The sequence below is a fragment of the Paraburkholderia phenoliruptrix genome, from assembly GCF_047325075.1.
GTDB classification, from domain to species: domain Bacteria; phylum Pseudomonadota; class Gammaproteobacteria; order Burkholderiales; family Burkholderiaceae; genus Paraburkholderia; species Paraburkholderia phenoliruptrix.
Window position 1 is genome coordinate 938,419 of sequence record NZ_CP168530.1, and the last position, 19,772, is coordinate 958,190.

The window sequence follows — 19,772 nt, forward strand, 5'->3', positions numbered from 1 at the left end:
GATGGACGACGTTATTCCTGGCGCACCTGCCACCGCGATCAATGGCGTGTTTGACAACGAAGGCGTCGAGCTGAACTACAGGCTGCAGGGAGACGGACCGCGCGCGTTGATATGTATTCATGGCGTGGGCTCGTATCTGGAGGCTTGGCAAGGGGCCATCAACGAGCTTGGCACCGGCTTTCGCGTGCTGACGTTCGATCTACGCGGTCATGGTCGATCGTCGCTCGTGAAGGGCCGTTATGAAATCGACGATTTCGTGGGGGATGTGCTCGCACTGGCAGATCACCTCGGCTTTGACCGATTCAACCTTGCGGGCTTTTCGCTTGGTGGCCTCATTGCGCAACGACTCGCACTGACACATCCCGAGAGACTCGAGCGTCTCGTGTTGTTGTCAACGGTTGCGGGCCGAACGCCAGACGAGCGGACGCGGGTGCTTGCGAGGCTTGCGGCGCTGCAAGCCGGTGATCGAGGATCACACTATGATGCATCGCTGTCGCGCTGGCTCACGGAGGAGTTTCAGGAGGCACATCCGAATCTGATTGCCGAGCTTCGTCGCCGCAATGCCCAGAACGATCCGGACTGTTATGCGTCGGCGTACCGTGTGCTGGCCCAGACAGATTTCGGCGGTCTCATTGACCAGATCCCGGTGCCAACATTGATCGTAACCGGTGAAGACGATCTGGGCTCTAATCCGCGAATGTCGCTCTTTATGCACGAATGTATCCCGAACTCACGCGTGAGCATCCTGCCCAATCTTCGTCACTCGCTTCTCACTGAGGCACCCGGCAGGGTGGCAGCAATGATGCGCGAGTTTCTGGTCGAACAAGAGCCGCACCGTGTGGAGTATTCGGGAGCCTCTTGCGGAGCGGACAGAAAATGATTGTCGAAGAGCGCATATATAGAATCCGCAATGGCCGCATGTCGCGCTATCTGAATCTTGTGCGCGATGAGGGGCTTGCGATCCAGCAGCCAATTCTTGGCTCGTTGATCGGTTACTTTACGACGGAAATTGGTCCACTGTCTCAGGTCACCCACCTGTGGGCCTATGCGGATCTTGAGGACCGTCGACGTCGTCGGCAACAGCTTGCAGATGACCAACGCTGGCAGGAATTTATCCCGCGACTGTCGGAAAACATTGAATCGGCAGAAAATCGCATCCTCGTTCCAACCGATTTCTCACCGCTACGGAATCTGCCGCAGGTGGCGTCCGTCACTGGTTCATCGAAGGAGGCACGTCCATGACTGACCGCCTGAAGATCGAGCACCTGTACAAGGTGTTCTCCGACCGTCCTGAAGCCGCGATGAAAATGCTTGAGCGCGGTGCGAACAAGGCAGATGTGCTACGGGAGACTGGCCAGGTCGTCGGTCTTGACGACGTATCGCTATCCGTTCCGGCCGGCGCCATGTACATGATTATGGGACTGTCGGGTTCCGGAAAGTCAACACTTGCGCGCTGCGTGAACAGGCTGAACGAGCCGAGCAGCGGTCAGATTCTTCTCGACGACATCGACATCTGCAAACTTAATGAAGCTGGCTTGCGCGACGTTCGACGTAACCGGATTTCGATGGTATTTCAGCATTTTGCGTTACTTCCCAACCGCCGCGTGGTCGAGAACGTTGAATTTGGATTGAAGCTCCGTGGCATGTCATCTTCTGAGCGCCGGAAACGCGCCGAACAGGTACTTGAGGTTGTGGGGCTGGCCCGCTGGGCGCAGAAGATGCCTCACGAACTCAGCGGCGGAATGCGCCAACGGGTCGGTCTCGCTCGAGCGCTTGCGACTGACGCAGATGTGCTAATTATGGACGAAGCATTCAGCGCGCTTGACCCATTGATCCGTGCGGAAATGCAGGACGAGCTGTTGCGTCTGCAGCGGACCTTGAACAAGACGATCCTGTTCATTACTCACGATTTTCAGGAAGCTCTCAAGCTCGGTACGCGTATAGCGATCATGTCCGAGGGGAAGCTCGTGCGTGAGGGCACTCCGCAGTCGATCGTGCTCCAGCCTGGTAGTGACTACGTTGCAGCATTCACGCGCGATGTGGACCGTGCGCGCCTGTTCAACGCAGGTTCCTCCATGACGTCGCTTGTGCCGATGTTGAAACGCGACGAATTCATCGTGCTGGCCTGCGAAGGCGAGGCGGGCGGTCAAGCGTTCGTCATTGATACCGACGAGCACGTCCTGGGTACGTTGCCCGCGGCGCGTATCGCCGAATTGCGCGATGGTGCGCCTCTTCCTCCGCTTTCTGCGGCCTTCGCGTGCGTTCCCACTCAAGCCCGTCTGATTGACGTCGCAGCCAAATTTGGCCGCGCCGACGCAATCGGCGTGACCGATGAAACGGGCCGACTCGTAGGTCGGCTGGAAGCGGGGCAAGTTCTCGCGCGCATCGGCGCCGATGGCGCCAATGGAGCAAGTCATGTTTAAAGCCGACGACCTTGCGGTGCTACCGATTGCGCAGTGGATTCAGGCTGCAGTCCAATGGATAGCGATGCATCTGAGACCGATGTTCCTTGTTATCAAATGGCCGATCCAGAAGTTGCTTGAGGCGAACATCGATGTGTTGCACGCGGTACCGTTCCCGATATTTGTTGTCGTATGTGCGCTGATTGCCTGGCGCTTCGCTGGCAGATCGGTTGCTGCATTCACGTTTGTGGGGCTGGTCGTGATCGCCGTTCTTGGAGTCTGGTCTGACGCGATGACCACGCTTGCCCTGATTTCGACCGCGATCCTTTTCTGCGCGGTGGCGGGTATTCCGATCGGCGTTGCATGCGCGCGCAGCGAGCGGGTGTGGCGCATCGTGCAACCCATTCTCGACATCATGCAGACGACGCCGACATTCGTCTATCTGGTTCCGGTCGTGATGCTTTTTGGTGTGGGTACGGTGCCTGGAGAGGTCGCGGTTGTTACTGCGGCCCTCCCGCCGCTGATCCGTTTCACCAACCTCGGCATTCGTATGGTCGAACACGAGCTGGTAGAGGCGGGCCTCGCCTTTGGCGCAGATCGCAGGCAACTGTTGTGGGAAGTTCAGTTGCCTCTCGCGGTGCCCACGATTCTCGGCGGTCTCAACCAGACCGTGCTCACGGCCATGGTCATGTCGGTGGTTGTATCAATGATTGGCGCGGAAGGCCTGGGTCTCGTCGTACTGCAAGGGTTGGGACGCCTCGATGTGGGCCAGGCTGCGATCGGAGGGATTGCAATCGTGCTACTGGCAATGATGCTCGACCGTATCACTCAGAAGCTGGCACGCGCTCGTCCGGGTGGATCCAGTAGTGGCGCATTCCGTGGTGCGTTCGTCCGTCTCTTTCGCGGCGAGCGTGTAGTGAGCCGCGAATCGACGTCTGAGCGTCACGATCCCAAGGAGGCTGTGTAACCTGGAAGGATCGGTTGGAGCTGGGTCGTCATAGATCGTCGCGTGGCGACAAATCGATAGAGAAGCGGAGATATGATGAAGATGTTCACAGCAGCAGGTGGCGCGCTGGCATTGGTCATTACGCTGATGGTCAGCGGTCCGGTGTCGGCTCAGAACATGCCGGGTAAAGGCAAGACGGTCAAATATGCTCAAGGCGACAGTTTCGGTGGAAACTACGTCGCGACGCAGATCATCGTCCAGGCAATGAAGAACCTCGGTTATGACGTCAAGCTGGCGACCATGAACACCACGCTTTTCTTTCAGGCGGTTGCACAGGGGGACGAGGATCTTGCAACCGACATCAACTTTCCGCAGCGTGAGCCCGGCTTTCGGGCAGTTGAGAAGCAGGCGCAGGTTATTGGCTCGGGTCTGATTGCCGGCGGCGGTATCAATGGCTATCTCATCGATAAGAAAACGGCAGACCAGTACAAGATTACGAGTCTCGCGCAACTGAAAGATCCGAAAATTGCTGGGTTATTCGGCGCCGACGGGAAGGCTGAACTCATCAGTTGCGATCCCGGATGGAGCTGTGGCGACGTGGTTGACTATCAACTGAACAAGTTCGGGTTGAAAAACAACGTGCGCGCAGTGCGCGGCAAATACGAAACCTTAATGGTCGATGCTATCGCGAAGGTAAGGGCGGGCAAGCCAGCGTTCTTCTACGCATGGAGCCCATCCTGGACCGTCAACTCCGTCGTGCCTGGCAAAGACGTCGTGTGGCTACCGACGCCTGAGGACGCGCTGCCGCCGAACGTACCGAACAGGGGCTCGGCATTGGTGCCGGGCGTGAAGGGATGTGCGGGCGACGCGGACCCGTGCCGGATGGCAATGGCGTCCTGGAACTGGGGAGCGGTTGGCAATCGGGAATTTGTCGCGGCAAATCCCGCCGTACGGGCGCTTATCGAACAGATCAAGTTCCCTCAGTCGCAATGGTCTGCCTGGGAGTATGCGATCAGCAAGAACGGAGGTTCGCAAGCGCTGGTGGCGAAACTTGCGAATGACTGGATCTCAGGAAATAAGGCGGTGCTTGATCAATGGGTGCAGACAGCGAGTGTCGCAAAGTAGGCACTATCCTTAGCGCTAGCTGGAGCAGCGATTTGCCTGCCGCTCATTGAGACGGCAGGCAAAGACGCGGCGTGAGAACGATAAACCTTAAACGAAGAGCAAAACTCGAAATAATAGTTCAGCCCTACCGCCTGAGATGCACGGATTTTCCTCGGACGGTTCACTTGTCGCGCCGTTGGCCGAACGAGACTTGGCAACGGGCTTATGCTGTTTCCAGGAGCCAGCCGGGCACGGTAGCGGGAATCTGTTTGATGGTTTTGGTCACTATGTAAGTGAAGTAGCGCTCGATACCGAGATTTTCTATAAGCATAGAGTCGATGAAACGCTGATACTCGTCTATGCTTCGTGTGACAACGTGTATTACGTAGTCGACGCCGCCGCCAGTAGCATAACAGTGGCTCACTTCGGGAGCGTTAAGCATACGGGTTTCGAAACGTTGCATATCATGGGCCGTATGTCTCGCAAGCGTGACTTCGACAATGATGAGGCTGATATTTAGCCTGCCGGTCCAGTCAAGCTCAGCCCGATAACCACGAATTATTCCCTCGTCTTCAAGTCGACGCACTCGCTCCCATGTTGGAGATACAGAAAGATTGATCTCCTCTGCGAGATGGGATTTGGTGATACGCCCATCATGCGCGAGGATCCGGAGGATAGCGATGTCGTAACGATCGAGTTTCAGCATTGGACTGATGTGGGAGAAGACGATGATGGCGGGGCGTGAGTACAGCCAAAAAACGGGTGTTCCCCGTCGCGAACCTCCCTCTTCGCCGGTCACACTATCTATGTGAGCGCTACGCAACGCGCCAATCAATGGCAGTAACGGGGCTCTTCTAATTTCAAACGTGGTCGGCTTCCATCCGGAATTTCAACTCGATCCCGCGTCGGGTCTCGTGATTCATATTATCCGACGGGAACAACTTGAAGCAATGCTATGCGAGGCCACAACAGGTGTCATCCGCGTTTCGCCGGAAGTTTGTCGTTACCTTTCCTCCGATGGGCTTGTCATCCACACGGCCTATGAAAGAACGTCTCCCTCGGCTTCAGTTCTGCTCCGTCGCGGACCCGTCCGGCTCTGGGACGTATCGCTGAAAACCCTGCCTACAAAACGCTACTAATTAATTGCGGCTTTCCTCTGGGACAGAGGAAGTGGATGGAATTTTTGTCACATATCTTTCCCGTCAAGGCGCGTGCATTTGGACGTGGTTCGAACGAAAACCCATCGGTGAAGGCTGGCCTTTGACTGACCGCGCCGGCACTGTGCATCGTGCGCCTGGCAGTTCCTCGCAGGGGCTTTCACCTGCAGGAGTCTGAGATCGCCACGCTGGCAACGCGCGCGATGCGGATTATGTACATCGGAGTCGAAGTGAGTAGCGAACATCTTCAATCGATCAATGAACGATTAGCTCAACAGGAGCATCGATGAACACATTTGCAAAGGTTATGGGTGCCGTGACAGCGAGTTTTTTTCTGGCTGGTACGGCAGGAGCACAGACGACGTTGCCCGGAACCGGCAAGACGGTTCATTACGCCCAGGATGACAGTCTGGGTGGGAATTACGTGGTCGCGCAAATCACATCTCAGGCTCTAAAAAAACTGGGCTACGACGTTCGGCTGAGCACCATGGACACGACGTTGTTCTTCCAGGCCGTGTCGCAAGGAGACATGGATCTCGCCACGGACGTGACGCTGCCTCAGCGTGAGCCCGGGTTTCGCGCCATCGCGCAGCAGGCGACGTTGGTTGGGGACGGCATGATTATCGGCGGCGGTATCAATGGATATCTGGTCGACAGGAAGACGGCGGTAGCCAACAACATCACGAATCTGCAGCAGATGAAGGATCCAAAGATTGCGGGGCTGTTCGGCAGCGACGGCAAGGCAGAAATGATCAGTTGCGACCCCGCGTGGAGCTGCGGGGTCGTGGTCGACTACCAGCTCGACAAATTTGGTTTGAAGCAGACCGTGAAACCGATACGCGGCAAGTACGAGGCGCTCATGGCCGACGTTGTCGCGAAGGTCCGAAACGGGAAACCGGCGTTTTATTATGCGTGGAGTCCGTCGTGGATGACTAACGCACTCAAGCCCGGTAGCGATGTCGTTTGGCTTCCAACTCCGCAGGATGCACTGCCGCCCGATGTTCCTGCTCGCGGCTCAGCCTTGGTTAAAGGCGTTGTGGGTTGTGCCGGCGGAGCGGACCCGTGCCGGATGGCCATGGGGGCATGGAACTACGACACAGTTGCTAATAAACAGTTTCTGGCCGGCAACCCGGCGGTGAAGGCTCTACTCGAACAAATCCGCTTCCCTCTCTCGACCTGGTCAGAATGGGAAGGCGCGATTAGCAAGGAAGGCGGCTCCGTTTCTGTGGTCAAGAAGCTGTCGGATGCATGGATCGCGAGTAACCAGTCGCAATTCGACCAATGGGTCGCTACGGCAAGCAAGGCACGTTGATTTGTGGTGACGCGTTTTTATACCCTGCAGGGGATGGCGGTGCGCTTTTGCAAACGCACCGTCGACCTCGAGACCATCGGCGTGAGCAGATTTGTGCTGCCTTTCTGGCTGCCGGCACCGGAGGCTTCCAACCCGCCAACGACTGGATGGCCGGCAACAAGGCTCAGCTCAATCAGTGGGTCACGAGCGAGTCAAGCCAAGTGAGGGATGACATCGACCACGCGCGCGGCAAGCCGTGCGTTTTTTCACCCGCTGAAAGGAGCATGGAGATGAACGAAGACGACGCGCTGTTCCACAAGGGCCTGCCGATCCGCCGCGAGGTATTGGGTGCCGATTACGTCGATGCCTCGCTGGCGAAAGCTGACGATTTCATGATGGCTTTCCAGCGCGCGACCACGGCCTGGGCTTGGGGATGGGCATGGGGCGACGACACGCTGGACCGTCGCACCCGCAGCCTGATGCAGATCGCGCTGCTGACCGTGGCGGGCCATACCAACGAACTCAAGCTGCATGTAAAGGGAGCCCTGAACAACGGCGTCAGCGTTCAAGAGATCAAGGCGGCCTTGCTGCACGCGACGGCCTATTCAGGCATTCCCCACGGCCTCGGTGCCTTCAAAGCGGCGCACGAGGTGCTGGTGAGCGAGGGCGCGCTGGACTGACCGGCGGGGAGCACAACGTTCGCGTTCCTCCCGCACGCAGCCCGACAAGCAGAACAAGCGGCGAGCCGGCTAGCCGGTCCGCTACTTCCTGGCGGTTCAACCTCTGTCATCCGAAGGATTTTCATGTCCTCTGATTCCAAAACACAAGTAGTCGCGCTGCTCAAGATCACGCGCAGAGAAGGCAAGGCGGGGGGGCTGTTGTGCTTTCAATGGCAACGGCTAAACCACAAACACGGCCTCGCTTGCGATAAACCACAAATCGATAACGAAGGTTCAGCTTCGCAACGGTGCACCCTTCACGGAGTTCCCAGCTGGCTTCCGCAGGCTGCAGGGCGTGCCGCTCATGCGCCCAGCGGGCGACCGGGAGATGGTCGAGATTCTGCCGCTCGTGCTGCGGCACGACGAACAGATGGTGCTCGCTGCCGTTGAGCTGGCATTCGAGGCTGGCGCGCCGAACAAGCAGACGGTGCTGAACATATTGAGCCGCCTGCTTGACAGCCCGCCCGTGCTACCGCTGCAGACGCCGCAGGCGTTCACGCTGACCGTCGAGCCGCAAGCTAGTCGAACGCCATTAGCAGCCTCTACGAACTTCAACAGTTTCACCCGCGCTCCGAGCGCTGGCCCAAGGACAGCGATCGTTGCTGACGTTCGCATGCTCGATATGCGAACGCCGATTGATTTGCCGACGTTTAAACCAGCCACTGCTTGATATTGGCCGCCATGACAGCTGTCGAAATGCCATAACGGTCGTGTAGCGTGGGCAGCGCTCCGGCGTCAAGAAACTCGTCGGGCAGCGCAACCTGTTTGAACGTACACGAAACGCCAGCGCTCAAGAGCGTCGTTGCGACAGCTTCACCCAAACCGCCAATGACCGTGTGGTTCTCAGCGACGACTACCATACGGCCGGTCCGCTTCGCCTCGCGGATAATGGTCTCCGTGTCGAGCGGTTTGATGGTCGGAACGTGCAGCACTGCGACGTCCACCTTGTCGGCCTCCATCGCCTTCGCGACTTCCAGTGCTCGCATTGTCATGATGCCGGAGGAGATGACGAGTACGTCGTTCCCATCACGCAGCATCTTTGCTTTGCCGAGTTCGAACCGGTAGTTGTATTCATCAAGCACTGCCGGAACGTTGCCGCGCAGGAGTCGAGCATAGACAGGACCTTCGTGCGCTGCGATGGCTGGCACCATCTGTTCGATGTCAAGGGCATCGCAAGGGTCAATTACCGTCATGTTCGGCATTGCGCGCATGAGCGCCAGGTCTTCGGCGGCCTGGTGGCTTGGACCGTACCCGGTTGTCAGCCCGGGCAACGCACAGACGATTTTGACGTCAAGGTTGTCCTCGGCGATGGTCTGATGGATAAAGTCGTATGCGCGGCGCGTCGCGAACACCGCATATGTGGTGACGAAAGGCTGCGCTCCTTCGTGAGCAAAGCCGGCGGCGGCTCCCATCAGAAGTTGCTCCGCCATGCCCATCTGGTAGTACCGCTCCGGGAATTCTTTCGCAAAGATATGGAGGTCGGTGTACTTGCCAAGGTCGGCCGTCATGCCAATGACATTTGTTTTCGCGCGAGCCAATTCGACGAGTGCGTGACCGAACGGAGCAGACCGGGTTACCTGACCTTCGCCGGCGATAGAAGCAATCATCGCGGACGTTTTCAGACGAGGTTTTTTATCGACAACCGAGTTCATGCTTTGCTCCCTGCGAAAGTTTCATCAAGTGCATCCAATGCCAGCTTCCATTCATGCGCATCTACGCGAATGAAGTGGTTCTTTTCCCGTTGCTCAAGGAAAGGAACACCACACCCCATCTTTGTATCGCAGACGATGATTCGCGGCTTCGGTTCCTTCAGATTGCGCGCCTTATCGAACGCGTCTTTTACGGAATCGATATCGTTGCCGTTGACCCGTTGCACATACCAACCAAACGCCTCGAGTTTTGGAACAAGCGGCTCGAACGCCATGATTTGCGTCGAGGGACCGTCGGCTTGCTGATTATTGACGTCAATCATTGCAATGAGGTTATCCAACTTCCAATGTGCCGCCGAGAGAAGGCCTTCCCAAATTGCTCCTTCGTCAAGCTCACCGTCGGAAAACAGCGTATACACAAAGGATTTCGAGCCTTTACGCTTCAAGCCGAGACACCGGCCTACGGCGATGGTCAGCCCCTGGCCGAGAGAACCACCAGACATCTCCATACCGGGTGTATAACTTGCCATGCCAGACATCGGAAGGCGACTATCATCGCTACCGTACGTTTCGAGTTCTTCCGGCGGAAGGATGCCGGCTTCGAAGAGCGCGGCATATAGTGCGATGGCATAGTGACCATTCGAAAGCAGGAATCGGTCGCGGTCCTCCCAATCGGGCTCGGCCGACCGGTAGTTCATCGCGCCGAAATACGAGACAGCCAAAACGTCGGCGATGTCCAGCGCCTGACCGATATAACCTTGACCCTGCACTTCGCCCATGAGCAGGGCATTGCGTCGGATGCGATAGGCGCGCTCGGCGAGCGTTACATCCTCGATGACGGTGGTACTCATTACTCGTCTCCTTGAAAGAGTTTGGTCAGCGATTGACCGTTTTGGCTGGCACGAAGAAAACCAGCACGGCGCCCAGCACTACGGCTGTCGAAATAAAGATGAGACCCGCGGTCGCCTTGCCAGTGAAGTCGTTGAGCCACCCAACGATGGCAGGCGAGAAAAAGCCGGCGAGGTTAGCGAAACAGTTGACCGCAGCAATTCCGGCAGCGGCAGACATGCCACCGAGCACCGCGGTGGGCAGTGCCCAGAAAAGTGAGGATGACGCAAGGATGCCCGCAGCTGCGACACTCACACATACAATCGATGCACCCACGCTTCCCAACATCGGCAGCGTTGCAAAAGCGGCCGCTGAGACCAGCATCGGAATCGCCAGATGGAGTCGGCGCTCGCGACGTTTGTCGGCACTACCTCCGAGTATGGGCAGCGCGATGATGGCGCAGATGTAGGGAATCGCGGTCAGAACACCTACCCACAGCGGGTCTGCGACACCAGTGCGTCGAACGATTGTGGGCAACCAGAAGGTAAGTCCGTACTGTCCGAGCACGACGCAGAAATAGATTCCTGCCATCAACCACAGACGACGGTCGCGGACGAAAGCACGAATGGAAACGTGTTCGGTCGCCTTCGTACGGTCATTGTCCACGTTCCGTTTGAGTAGGGATTTTTCATCGTCGGAAAGCCATTTGGCGCTGGCGATTCCGTTGTCCAGATACAGGAAGATTGCGACGCCGAGGAACAGTGAAGGCAGGGCCTCCAGCATGAACAGCCACTTCCAGCCGTCGAGCCCATGCGCTCCTTGGAAAGCATGCATAATCCAGCCTGACAGCGGACCACCGAGGATACCGGCCAATGGAATCGCCATGAAAAACATGGACAGTGCCTTGGCGCGCCGGGCTGCGGGAAACCAGTAAGTGAGATAGAGAATCACACCCGGGGCAAATCCCGCTTCTGCGACGCCAAGCAAAAACCGCAGAACGTAGAACGTTGTGGGGGTCTTTACAAACACAAAGCTCGCAGAAATCACCGCCCAGGTCAGCATGATGCGGGCGAGCCAGTTCCGAGCGCCGACCTTGTGCAGAATCACGTTGCTGGGTACCTCGAAGAGGAAGTAGCCCAGAAAGAAAATGCCCGCGCCGATGCCATACACGGTTTCGGAGAAGCGCAGGTCATTGAGCATTTGCAGCTTCGCAAAGCCGACGTTCACCCGATCGAGATATGCGCCGAGGTAACAGAGCATCAGGAACGGTATCAGGCGCCGAGCGACCTTTGCGTAAGTCTTTGCTTCGAAGCTTGAGATGTCGCTGGAAGCGGACAGGTCTGCACCGATGCCCGGTGTGGCCAGTTTGGATTTCATGGGGTTGTCTCCTTTCACCTGAACCCGTCGATGTGACGGGCCCGGCTCCATCCTTTAGGGCCGCTTGCGCGGCAAGACGCCTCGGTTCGACCTCGTGCGTCATCGTGTGCGCCGGCGGGGCGAACACAAGCGGGTAATTTCGGCAGGTGACTTCAGTGAATCAGCATGCCGCCGTTGACGTCGAGCGTGATGCCTGTCAGATAAGCAGAGAGGTCGCTCGCGAGGAACAGACAAGCATTGGCGATGTCGTTTGCTTCACCGAGGCGCCCCAGGGGAATGCCCTTGATGATGTCAGCGCGCATCTCCGGCGTCAGCTTGTCGCCAGTGATGTCTGTCTGGATAAGCCCTGGTGTGATCGAATTGACGCGAATATGGTCACCGCCGAACTCTCGTGCCATCGCCTTGGCAAGTCCAAGGACGCCAGCCTTCGCTGCGCTGTAGTGAGGGCCGCCGAAAATGCCTCCGCCCCGTTGCGCCGAAACGGACGACATGCAAACGATGCTGCCACGTTGCTGCTGTTTCATGTGAGGAATAACAGCCTGTGACATGTACAGCGTTCCCAGCAGACTTACGCCGATCACCGCGTCGAAATTGTTCTTCGAAATTTCGAGCGTCTTGATGGGCTGCGTAATACCGGCATTGTTCACCAATGCATCGATGCGGCCGTACTTTGCTGCCACCGCATCTGTAGCGGCTACGCACGCCGCTTTGTCGGTAACGTCGCAGGCGAGGCCCAGGTGGCCTTCGCCGAGGTCACGCGCGGCGCTTTCTGCATCTGACTGGTTCAGGTCCAGGATAGCAATGCGCGCGCCTTGCGCCGCCAGTACCTTTGCTGTTGCCTTACCGATGCCGCGTGCCGACGCCGCGCCCGTGATAATGACGACTTGATTCTCGAGCAACATATGAGAGTCTCCGTTGATGAATTAGGTGTAGGCGAAGTTTGTCCGCCCGCAACCCTTGCATCAACACAGTTCCCTTCAACCGTGGCTGAGAAATTTTCACCCCAGGGTTATCCCTGCGAACCGGGTTTGCTGCGTTCGATTTCCTGTTCAATCCATGAGAGGAATTTTGCAACCCGAGGCAAATCGGCGTTTTGGCTAGGGTAAACCAGATGATGTGCTCCCACCTCGACCGAATGACTGTCGTCGAATACCTGCACAAGCGCGCCGTCCCTTATCTTCTGAGAGGCCATCATCACACTTTCGAGCGCGATTCCGAGCCCCAGCGAAGCGGTCTCGATCGACATGTAGGAACGGTCGAAAGAGAAATCGAAGGTCTTATGCGCGGCGGCTACGCCGGCACGCCCGAACCACTGACGCCATTGGACGAGAGGCGTTTCCGAATAGACGAGTCGCTGGTCAAGCAGGTCATCCGGCGTTTTCACCGGATGACGCTCGAGATAGGCTGGCGACGCCAGCGGCGCGATAAATTCACCGCGCACGGTTCGTACTTCGAGGTTGCTCCACTCACCATAGCCGTGGCGAATGTCGATGTCGTAGTACCCGTTGGAAAACGAGACATTCTCATACGAGCAGGCCACGTTCAGTTGAACGTCCCCGTTGGCTTCCTGGAACGACGACAGCCGCGGCAGCAGCCACATAAGTCCGAAGCTCGGGCTTGAATGCACGCGCAGGATGTCGACCTCCTTCTGGCTTGAAGCTCGCTCTGTGGCGCGGCTAAGATCGGCCAGCGACCCCGTCACATCAGACAGATAGCGTTCGCCGGTTGGCGTCAGGACAAGGCCACGTCCCGTCCGTTGGAATAACGATTGACCAATCATCGATTCGAGATTGCTCAGCTGATGACTGACAGCTGAGGCAGTGAGGTCCAGCTCTTCAGCCGCACGGTTGACACTCTTGGTGCGGGCGATGCTTTCGAAAGCGATGATGGCTTTCAAAGGAGGGATTCGCATAGTCAAATTTTTTTCAGCCGCGATTGAACAAAACTGCATTGCCTTCGGAGGGGCGTCGCTGCCATTCTCGACATCAGGCGATACGGATTCGAAGACAAATTAAATGTTACCCGTGTCGGGCCGGGAAGTCCCTTACGGACTTGCCTCATATATACATTGCGCGGTGCAGCAGCTGCGCAGGAGACAGCGATGCGTCATTTGCCATTCCTTCCTGATATGCGAGTCGTACGCGACTACAAGGCCGACTGCGGTTAAGGCAAGTCGCAAGCGGGACAGTGTTCAGTCCCGATCGCGCCGTACCCATCCAGGTACGCTTCGAGATTTGTCCAATTTCTGCACGCAGATGTCACGGCATGCAGCCGGAGACGCTCGCTCGCAGTATCGCGACGGAGATATGTAATGGCCGACCAGCCAACCCTGCTGCTCGCAAAGTCAATTGTCAAAAGCTTCGGCCCGACGAGCGTTCTGAAAGGCTTTGATTTGTCCATCCGGTCTGGCGAGGTTCACGCGTTCCTTGGGGGAAACGGCGCGGGTAAATCGACCTTCATCAAGATTATCTCTGGTCAACATGAGCGAGATGGTGGCACGCTAGAGTTCGCTGGCCGCGAACTTGGCGGCTCTGCTGCATCTCTGGCCGATACCGGTGAGATTGCCGTCGTGAACCAGGAGTTGGCGCTACTGCCACATCTTTCGGTGGCAGAGAACATCGCAATGCCCAGGATGCACCGCGCGCTTGGCACTTACAGCGAGCGGGGGGCGCGTGCCATCGCGATAGAAGCGCTCTCATTGATAGACACGCAGTTCGCACGCCAATCAGTTGGTCGTTTGGTCGGCGACCTATCGCTTCATGAACGCCAGTTGGTGGAAATTGCGCGCTCGCTTCGCTCGGGCGCCAGATTACTGCTGCTTGACGAACCCACCGCTAACCTTACCGCAGCTGAGACCGGTCGACTCTTTGCGGTTATTCGCAAGTTGATAGCTGAGACGAATCTCGCTGTCCTGTTCGTATCCCATCGGATGCGCGAGATACGGCAGATTGCTGACGTTTGCACCATCATTCGCGACGGCAAAACAGCCGTCGACCGCGCGTCGCTTCATGCCATCACAGACCGCGAGATTGTCGACTTTATGGGGCAGACCGTCGAAGTGGACCAGCAAAGCGAAGCCAACGCAGATTCTCGGTCTTCTGAGCGAGACACGCCCGGCCGTAGCAGCCGTACTGGTGAGCCAATCCGCGTCCAGCTTAGTGACATTGAACTCGACATTGGCCCGGGCGACATCATCGGTCTGGCGGGCGCGCCGACCGGGCCCTTGACACTAATTGAAGCGCTAACAGGACTTGACCACAAGTCGCATTGGAAGATCACTCGGGCTGGCGCGCCGGTCAAGCATCGGTGTCCATCGGCAGCTGCTCGTGCTGGAGTCGGCTACATATCTGGCGACCGTGCAAACAAAGGCATTCTTGCGACACTTCCCATCGTCGACAACCTAATGGCAGCACAGCGCATCGTGGAGCGGAAGAAGCTTGCTCGCGATGAGGAAATTCAACGTGGGCAAAACCTCCTTGATGCGCTCAGGATACGCGCGGGCTCCCTCTGGCACCTTCCATCCACTCTGAGCGGTGGTACGCAGCAAAAAATCCTGGTTGCACGGTGGCTCACGCTGAAGCCACGTCTCCTCGTGCTCGAAGAGCCTACACGCGGTGTCGACATCCGCACGAAGCGGGAAATCTATGCACTCGTCCGCAAGCTTGCAAACCAGGGTACGGCTGTTGTCTGGTGGTCGACCGAGTACGTGGAATTGGTCGAACTTTGCGACACCGTGCTCGCTTTCGACCTTTCAGGCCGACCGACTGGTGTTCTTCGCCACACCGACGTAAATGAAACGAGCCTTGCCGACGCTACAGGTATGGCTGCCTGAGGCGTCATGCAGATTGAACATTGAAGATTCAGTCAGGAGACAGACATGAAAGCAGTGACACATTCCATCGAGAGCGAAGCAAGACAGGGTGGTGGCGGTATTCGTCGAATTTTATCGACATATCGGACAGAAATCGCCATTGCAATTGCGATTGTCATCATCGAACTGGCCGTTGGGATGGTCGTACCGGCAGCGCTGTCAGTGGGGAACATCGCGAATGTGACCCAAGCCGCAGCACCGCTTGTCATCATGGCGTTTGGGGTGCTCCTTGTGATTATCACTGGTGGCATCGACCTCTCAGTCGGCTCGGTTTTTTCTTTAACCGGGATGGTCACCGGTCTCGCGATGTCTCATGGGTATGGGGTCGTCGTCAGTAGCTTCGCTGGCGTCGGAGTCGGTCTCGCAATCGGCACGATAAACGGCGCGCTGGTTACTTTTGTGGGTCTTGCGCCATTCGTCGTTACGCTGAGTACATACGCTATCGCCGGGAGCCTCTCGTTCATCGTCACCGATGGTCACTCACTTCCAATCAACGACCCAAACTACTGGCTTCTGAACTCTGGAACGCTGGTTCCTGGCGTCATCAATTATGTTTTGTGGTGCGCCTTGCTGTTGATCGTTATTGAGTTTTGCCTGCGCAAGGTTGTGGCAGGGAGATGGCTCTATGCGGTGGGTAGCAGCAGTTCATCTGCGCGTGTGATTGGCATTCCTGTCAATCGTGTTCGCCTTTCCGCATACATGCTCTCGGGATTGCTCGCGTCGTTTGCAGGCATCGTAAGTGTCTCGTACATCAGCAACGCAGAAGCGACTGCGGGGTCCAGCTTGATGCTTCAGGCAATCGCTGCAGTCGTTATTGGCGGCGCAAGCCTTTTCGGTGGAACTGGCTCCGCGATCGGTGCGTTGCTTGGTTCGCTGATGATAACCATTATCCAGAACGGCGCAAATCTGATTGGTGTGAACAGCTTCTGGCAAGGCACCGTGACAGGTGTCGTGATTCTCATCGCGGTCCTTGTCGACCGCATCACCAAAGCGCGTCGGTAGGCGCGCAACATAAAATTTATCAAGGAGACAATGATGAACATAATCGGATCTACTAAGTTGTGCCATATCGGTAAGCCGTTGACCAGAATCGTTGCCGTCAGCGCATTTGCTTTCGCGGCCCTCGTATCGCAGTCTGCGCACGCACAGTCGAAGCAGACGGTCGCATATATCGCCCCATCGTTAGACATCTCGTATTGGCAGTGGGTGGCCTATGGGGTTAAACAGCGCGCGAAAGAACTGGGCATGGAATACGTTGAATTCACCTCTGAGAACTCTCCCGCGAAGCAGATGGACAACGTGAAGACGGCACTCACGCGAGGCGTGTCCGCCATTGTCATGGGCCCGGTCAGCTCGACGAGTACGCCCCCTGTGTTGCGACTGCTCAAGGAAAAGTCTGTGCCCATCGCGTTTGCCGGGATTGGACCTCAGGCCGGACAGACAGACTACACATCCGCTGTCACAGCCAATAATTACGAGACAGGCAAAGCGCAAGGCTCGTATGTTTGTAAGCTCGCCAAGGAGCGAGGTGGCAACAAGATTGCGATGCTGTCTCTTCCACAGGACCGCGAGAACGCACAGAAGTATATGAAGGGGGCAAAGGAGTCGTTCGCCGCAGATGGTTGCGGCCTGGTCCAGGTTCTCGAAACACATGGACTTACTGTCAATGAAGCGGTTTCGCAGGCAAACGATATTCTCACCGCCCATCCCGACGTCAAGGCCATCTACGGCATGTACGACGAAGCGGCGACCGGCGCGGCGAAAGCGCTCCAAACCCGGGGGCTCACAGGGAAAGTCGCAGTAGTTACCGCAGATGGAAGTCCAACCACCATCAAGCTGCTGCGTGATGGCGCTATTCAGGGCATCTTTCTGCAGGAAGCCGTTGGACAGGGTATTGACGCTACGACGCAGGTTAGCAATGCGCTGAACAAGAAACCGACTACCCAGGAGCTTGCGCTCAAGGAACCACTAGTCACGAAAGAGACCATTGACCAGCCGGCAACCCAAGCGACAGTGAAGCGCGTATATCCGCCGTCAGCCGGTAATTACTAAGGCTTACCCATACACGCGAAGGCCGCTTCCCAATGGGTCGGCGGCCAGTGTTTTGATTCGAAAGTATCCGGAGACATCGTGGACAATTTTCCCATCATTGATTCCCATCATCATCTTTATGACCTGAAGACCGGAAACTATCCGTGGCTGCAGGGGCCCATGCTCAAGCGAGTTTTCGGCGATTATTCCGCGATTCGCGAGGACTATCTGATCGAAAATTTTCTGGCGGACATTAAAAATCAGAACGTCGTCAAGACGGTCCATCTTCAGGTCGAATATGACCACAACGACCCTGTTGCGGAAACACGTTGGCTGCAGAGCGTTGCGGACAAGCACGGCTATCCGCACGGAATCGTTGGCTTTGCTGACCTGTCGTCACGGAACTTGCAGGAGATACTCGAGGCACATCTCGAGTACCCAAACGTGCGCGGGATTCGTCAATGTCTTAACTTTCATCGCGACCCCATTAAGACATTCATCGACAGTCCACATCTGATGAGCGACCCGCAATGGCGAGCTGGTTATGCACTTCTGCGACGCTACGACCTGTCCTTCGATTTGCAACTGTATTATCCACAGATGGAAGAAGCGACCGCTCTTGCCAGTGCATATCCGGACACCCCTATCGTGCTTAACCATACCGGCATGCCGGTAGACCGAACACCAGCTGAAATTGACGGCTGGAAAAAAGGTATGAAGCTGCTGGCATCCGCATCGAACGTGTCATGCAAGATTTCGGGGCTCGGTATGGCAGATTGGAAGTGGACCGTCGATAGCATTCGACCGTTTGTGCTTGATGCAATCGATGCGTTCGGCGTAGAGCGATGCATGTTCGCGAGTAACTTTCCCGTTGACAAGCTCTTCAGCGGCTACGATGCAGTGTTCGACGCTTTCAAGGAAATCACGAAAGATTTTTCAGACTCAGAACGACGTGCGTTGTTTCACGACAATGCTCAACGCGTCTATCGCTTTTGATGTTGACTTCCACTGCATACTGACCCGATGGGACAATTCTGCGCGAGCATCAACAGCTTACTGGTTGCGCGTATGCGCTTGCCGGTGTCGTTGCGCGTTGCCCGGGACCATCTGGCCTATCGATTGACGGGCGGCGTTGATTGAGGAGGGCGAGTGAGTGTCGCGCGACAATCAAATTGAAGCCACCGGTTCGTTGAGGATTGCTGTGTAACGGTATCTGGCGCTTGCGCACCAGGCCGAACGAAACGGTGGCAGAACCTGATTTTCCGATACGCTCACCTGCTCGACACCGGCAGGTGGGACGAACTCGGCGAGCTTTTCTCGCGGGCCGATGTATACATAGCTGGAAAGCTTGCCGCAAGCCACAATGGGGCTGCTCTGACCGCAATGTGGAAACAATACGTCCGCCTTTATCCGAATGGAACGCCGCGGACTCACCACATCATGTCTAATGTGACTATCGAACCGGATGGCAAGAATCAAGCGCGTTCCCACAGCTACGTCGTGGTGATGCAACAAAGCGACACGCTCGCTCTTCAACCTGTCATCGCTGGCGACTATCTGGACCGTTTTATAAAGGCCGACGATGTCTGGTGGTTCTCCGAACGGCGGATTGGTAATGAACTGTTCGGAGATCTTTCCCAGCACCTGCTCATATCGATTGAGACTTCAAAAGATCGCTTGCCACAAAGCTGGGATCGCTAGCATTTGGCGACCGCCGAAAGGTGGCGGCATTCAACGACAATTTGATGGGACCGGATACGAAGGCGACGAACTGCTGCCTGGGAACGTGGGTGCCGCCGCGCACTATCAGATTCCGCTCAATGACCTGCTGCACGAACAGCGCGCGCTTCCCGAAAATCCTCGCACTCGGTTACGCCACCGACATTGTCCACGAACGACATTCATTACGGCGCTCGCGTCCCGGTCGCTGACAGGCACGCAAGTGCCCGTCGCGTCATCGCAGACATCTTCGAGCGCAATCATCGCTGCTAAGGCTATCGTCGAATTCGCTCGGCATTGATAAGGCAACAGGTCGTCATCTCGGAGAAAGTGGTGCGGCGTTTGATGCGGGAAGGCACGGCGGATGCGTTATGCCCGCACCGCGCCGGCTGCCCATTGGGCGGGGAACCCGGTCGCACGTATGGTCGGTTCGCAGCACTGAATATCAAATGTTGCCAGCCCGTGAACGTGGAACGGGTCCTGAGCAATCATTTTTTCGATTTCCGCCCGCTGGTCAGCATAGGCCAGCACGAAGCCGCCTTTTTCACCGTGAAGCGGGCCCGCAAAAAGTATGCTTCCAATTCCGGCGTATTTGGCCAGCCACGTCTTATGGGCGTCCAGATGAACCTGAACCTCGTCGACCGTACGGATGTATTGCAGTTTGATGCAAAAAAGCAT

The 19,772-nt window shown here is 56.8% G+C and carries 19 protein-coding genes and 2 pseudogenes; 14 read left to right on the forward strand and 7 right to left on the reverse strand.

What is annotated here, in order from left to right:
* Position 1 precedes the first annotated feature (1 nt).
* The 5 genes from ACEN8U_RS04125 to proX (ACEN8U_RS04145) all read left to right on the forward strand — a co-directional run bounded on the left by ACEN8U_RS04125 (position 2) and on the right by proX (ACEN8U_RS04145) (position 4,473).
* A complete protein-coding gene (locus ACEN8U_RS04125; RefSeq protein ID WP_368577474.1) occupies positions 2–880 on the forward strand; it encodes an alpha/beta fold hydrolase in 879 nt (292 codons plus the stop codon).
* Complete coding sequence (locus tag ACEN8U_RS04130) at positions 877–1,242, forward strand: NIPSNAP family protein (RefSeq protein WP_368577473.1); 366 nt, start codon at positions 877–879, stop codon at positions 1,240–1,242. The genes ACEN8U_RS04125 and ACEN8U_RS04130 overlap by 4 nt, the downstream gene beginning before the upstream one ends.
* Complete coding sequence (locus ACEN8U_RS04135; RefSeq protein WP_368608074.1) at positions 1,239–2,423, forward strand: glycine betaine/L-proline ABC transporter ATP-binding protein; 1,185 nt, start codon at positions 1,239–1,241, stop codon at positions 2,421–2,423. The genes ACEN8U_RS04130 and ACEN8U_RS04135 overlap by 4 nt, the downstream gene beginning before the upstream one ends.
* The gene (locus tag ACEN8U_RS04140; RefSeq protein ID WP_368577471.1) at positions 2,416–3,369 is read left to right on the forward strand and encodes an ABC transporter permease; all 954 of its coding nucleotides are present in this window, start codon (positions 2,416–2,418) and stop codon (positions 3,367–3,369) included. The genes ACEN8U_RS04135 and ACEN8U_RS04140 overlap by 8 nt, the downstream gene beginning before the upstream one ends.
* A 75-nt stretch (positions 3,370–3,444) precedes the next feature.
* Positions 3,445–4,473, forward strand: coding sequence for a glycine betaine/L-proline ABC transporter substrate-binding protein ProX (proX, locus tag ACEN8U_RS04145; protein ID WP_368577823.1), 1,029 nt, complete (start codon positions 3,445–3,447; stop codon positions 4,471–4,473).
* 202 nt (positions 4,474–4,675) lie between these two features.
* Here proX (ACEN8U_RS04145) and ACEN8U_RS04150 read toward each other — a convergent pair whose 3' ends face one another.
* On the reverse strand, positions 4,676–5,158 hold the full coding sequence (locus tag ACEN8U_RS04150; RefSeq protein WP_368577470.1) for an Lrp/AsnC family transcriptional regulator: 483 nt from the start codon (positions 5,156–5,158) through the stop codon (positions 4,676–4,678).
* A gap of 737 nt (positions 5,159–5,895) precedes the next feature.
* Here ACEN8U_RS04150 and proX (ACEN8U_RS04155) point away from each other — a divergent pair.
* The 3 genes and pseudogenes from proX (ACEN8U_RS04155) to ACEN8U_RS04165 all read left to right on the forward strand — a co-directional run.
* Positions 5,896–6,921: a glycine betaine/L-proline ABC transporter substrate-binding protein ProX gene (gene proX / locus ACEN8U_RS04155; protein WP_368608073.1), complete on the forward strand. Its 1,026-nt coding sequence runs from the start codon at positions 5,896–5,898 to the stop codon at positions 6,919–6,921.
* Between the two features lie 269 nt (positions 6,922–7,190).
* Positions 7,191–7,580: a carboxymuconolactone decarboxylase family protein gene (locus ACEN8U_RS04160; protein ID WP_368577466.1), complete on the forward strand. Its 390-nt coding sequence runs from the start codon at positions 7,191–7,193 to the stop codon at positions 7,578–7,580.
* A gap of 277 nt (positions 7,581–7,857) precedes the next feature.
* A pseudogene (locus ACEN8U_RS04165) lies at positions 7,858–8,289 on the forward strand (hypothetical protein); the annotation flags it as partial.
* On the opposite strand, the gene ACEN8U_RS04170 reads toward ACEN8U_RS04165, so the two are convergent.
* The 5 genes from ACEN8U_RS04170 to ACEN8U_RS04190 all read right to left on the reverse strand — a co-directional run bounded on the left by ACEN8U_RS04170 (position 8,270) and on the right by ACEN8U_RS04190 (position 13,385).
* A complete protein-coding gene (locus ACEN8U_RS04170; protein ID WP_368608072.1) occupies positions 8,270–9,271 on the reverse strand; it encodes a transketolase family protein in 1,002 nt (333 codons plus the stop codon). The pseudogene ACEN8U_RS04165 and the gene ACEN8U_RS04170 overlap by 20 nt on opposite strands.
* The gene (locus ACEN8U_RS04175; RefSeq protein ID WP_368577464.1) at positions 9,268–10,119 is read right to left on the reverse strand and encodes a transketolase; all 852 of its coding nucleotides are present in this window, start codon (positions 10,117–10,119) and stop codon (positions 9,268–9,270) included. The genes ACEN8U_RS04170 and ACEN8U_RS04175 overlap by 4 nt, the downstream gene beginning before the upstream one ends.
* Positions 10,120–10,144: 25 nt before the next feature.
* On the reverse strand, positions 10,145–11,473 hold the full coding sequence (locus tag ACEN8U_RS04180) for an MFS transporter (protein WP_368608071.1): 1,329 nt from the start codon (positions 11,471–11,473) through the stop codon (positions 10,145–10,147).
* A 152-nt stretch (positions 11,474–11,625) separates the two neighbouring features.
* On the reverse strand, positions 11,626–12,375 hold the full coding sequence (locus ACEN8U_RS04185) for an SDR family NAD(P)-dependent oxidoreductase (RefSeq protein ID WP_368608070.1): 750 nt from the start codon (positions 12,373–12,375) through the stop codon (positions 11,626–11,628).
* A 107-nt stretch (positions 12,376–12,482) separates the two neighbouring features.
* Positions 12,483–13,385 carry a LysR substrate-binding domain-containing protein gene (locus ACEN8U_RS04190; protein WP_368608069.1) on the reverse strand — a complete coding sequence of 301 codons (903 nt, stop codon included), beginning with the start codon at positions 13,383–13,385 and terminating at the stop codon, positions 12,483–12,485.
* Between the two features lie 399 nt (positions 13,386–13,784).
* Between ACEN8U_RS04190 and ACEN8U_RS04195 the strand changes: the two genes are divergently transcribed.
* The 6 genes and pseudogenes from ACEN8U_RS04195 to ACEN8U_RS04220 form a co-directional block, all read left to right on the forward strand.
* Positions 13,785–15,305, forward strand: a complete 1,521-nt coding sequence (locus ACEN8U_RS04195; RefSeq protein ID WP_368608068.1) for a sugar ABC transporter ATP-binding protein — start codon at positions 13,785–13,787, stop codon at positions 15,303–15,305.
* 45 nt (positions 15,306–15,350) lie between these two features.
* Positions 15,351–16,346 carry an ABC transporter permease gene (locus ACEN8U_RS04200; protein ID WP_368608067.1) on the forward strand — a complete coding sequence of 332 codons (996 nt, stop codon included), beginning with the start codon at positions 15,351–15,353 and terminating at the stop codon, positions 16,344–16,346.
* A 33-nt stretch (positions 16,347–16,379) separates the two neighbouring features.
* A complete protein-coding gene (locus ACEN8U_RS04205; protein ID WP_368609973.1) occupies positions 16,380–17,396 on the forward strand; it encodes a substrate-binding domain-containing protein in 1,017 nt (338 codons plus the stop codon).
* A gap of 78 nt (positions 17,397–17,474) precedes the next feature.
* Positions 17,475–18,371, forward strand: coding sequence for an amidohydrolase (locus ACEN8U_RS04210; protein ID WP_368608065.1), 897 nt, complete (start codon positions 17,475–17,477; stop codon positions 18,369–18,371).
* A 279-nt stretch (positions 18,372–18,650) separates the two neighbouring features.
* Positions 18,651–19,076: a nuclear transport factor 2 family protein gene (locus ACEN8U_RS04215; RefSeq protein ID WP_413657484.1), complete on the forward strand. Its 426-nt coding sequence runs from the start codon at positions 18,651–18,653 to the stop codon at positions 19,074–19,076.
* A 210-nt stretch (positions 19,077–19,286) separates the two neighbouring features.
* Positions 19,287–19,478, forward strand: a pseudogene (locus ACEN8U_RS04220) (IS3 family transposase); the annotation flags it as partial.
* Here ACEN8U_RS04220 and ACEN8U_RS04225 read toward each other — a convergent pair.
* Positions 19,464–19,772: a YciI family protein gene (locus ACEN8U_RS04225; RefSeq protein WP_368581029.1), complete on the reverse strand. Its 309-nt coding sequence runs from the start codon at positions 19,770–19,772 to the stop codon at positions 19,464–19,466. The pseudogene ACEN8U_RS04220 and the gene ACEN8U_RS04225 overlap by 15 nt on opposite strands.

What these genes read in the sequence shown, in the direction of transcription:
- ACEN8U_RS04170 (WP_368608072.1), bottom strand. Translation starts at nt 9,271, where the DNA reads ATGAACTCGGTTGTCGATAAAAAACCTCGTCTGAAAACGTCCGCGATG.
- ACEN8U_RS04135 (WP_368608074.1), top strand. Translation starts at nt 1,239, where the DNA reads ATGACTGACCGCCTGAAGATCGAGCACCTGTACAAGGTGTTCTCCGAC.
- ACEN8U_RS04175 (WP_368577464.1), bottom strand. Translation starts at nt 10,119, where the DNA reads ATGAGTACCACCGTCATCGAGGATGTAACGCTCGCCGAGCGCGCCTAT.
- ACEN8U_RS04150 (WP_368577470.1), bottom strand. Translation starts at nt 5,158, where the DNA reads ATGCTGAAACTCGATCGTTACGACATCGCTATCCTCCGGATCCTCGCG.
- ACEN8U_RS04195 (WP_368608068.1), top strand. Translation starts at nt 13,785, where the DNA reads ATGGCCGACCAGCCAACCCTGCTGCTCGCAAAGTCAATTGTCAAAAGC.
- ACEN8U_RS04185 (WP_368608070.1), bottom strand. Translation starts at nt 12,375, where the DNA reads ATGTTGCTCGAGAATCAAGTCGTCATTATCACGGGCGCGGCGTCGGCA.
- proX (WP_368577823.1), top strand. Translation starts at nt 3,445, where the DNA reads ATGAAGATGTTCACAGCAGCAGGTGGCGCGCTGGCATTGGTCATTACG.
- ACEN8U_RS04160 (WP_368577466.1), top strand. Translation starts at nt 7,191, where the DNA reads ATGAACGAAGACGACGCGCTGTTCCACAAGGGCCTGCCGATCCGCCGC.
- ACEN8U_RS04125 (WP_368577474.1), top strand. Translation starts at nt 2, where the DNA reads ATGGACGACGTTATTCCTGGCGCACCTGCCACCGCGATCAATGGCGTG.
- ACEN8U_RS04130 (WP_368577473.1), top strand. Translation starts at nt 877, where the DNA reads ATGATTGTCGAAGAGCGCATATATAGAATCCGCAATGGCCGCATGTCG.
- ACEN8U_RS04225 (WP_368581029.1), bottom strand. Translation starts at nt 19,772, where the DNA reads ATGCTTTTTTGCATCAAACTGCAATACATCCGTACGGTCGACGAGGTT.
- proX (WP_368608073.1), top strand. Translation starts at nt 5,896, where the DNA reads ATGAACACATTTGCAAAGGTTATGGGTGCCGTGACAGCGAGTTTTTTT.
- ACEN8U_RS04190 (WP_368608069.1), bottom strand. Translation starts at nt 13,385, where the DNA reads ATGCGAATCCCTCCTTTGAAAGCCATCATCGCTTTCGAAAGCATCGCC.
- ACEN8U_RS04140 (WP_368577471.1), top strand. Translation starts at nt 2,416, where the DNA reads ATGTTTAAAGCCGACGACCTTGCGGTGCTACCGATTGCGCAGTGGATT.
- ACEN8U_RS04205 (WP_368609973.1), top strand. Translation starts at nt 16,380, where the DNA reads ATGAACATAATCGGATCTACTAAGTTGTGCCATATCGGTAAGCCGTTG.
- ACEN8U_RS04200 (WP_368608067.1), top strand. Translation starts at nt 15,351, where the DNA reads ATGAAAGCAGTGACACATTCCATCGAGAGCGAAGCAAGACAGGGTGGT.
- ACEN8U_RS04180 (WP_368608071.1), bottom strand. Translation starts at nt 11,473, where the DNA reads ATGAAATCCAAACTGGCCACACCGGGCATCGGTGCAGACCTGTCCGCT.